Origin of the sequence: Colwellia marinimaniae (assembly GCF_002207865.1) — a bacterium.
Lineage (GTDB): Bacteria > Pseudomonadota > Gammaproteobacteria > Enterobacterales > Alteromonadaceae > Colwellia > Colwellia marinimaniae.
Genome location: NZ_BDQM01000530.1, coordinates 1 through 234 on the forward strand (window position 1 = coordinate 1; position 234 = coordinate 234).

Consider the following 234-nt stretch of genomic DNA (forward strand, 5'->3'; position numbering starts at 1 on the left):
GATTAACGTTGGACTGGAACCCTTGGTCTTCCGGCGTGCGAGCTTTTCACTCGCATTGTCGTTACTCACGTCAGCATTCGCTCTTGTAATACCTCCAGCATGCTTTACAACACACCTTCACAGGCTTACACAATGCTCCCCTACCACTTAATTGAAACAATTAAATCCGCAGCTTCGGCTCCTAGTTTGAGCCCCGTTACATCTTCCGCGCAGACCGACTCGACTAGTGAGCTA

Annotated in this window: 1 rRNA gene; it reads right to left on the bottom strand. The window is 49.6% G+C overall.

Annotated elements, in window-relative coordinates:
- Positions 1 to 234: ribosomal RNA gene (locus MTCD1_RS20375) — 23S ribosomal RNA — on the bottom strand; the annotation flags it as partial.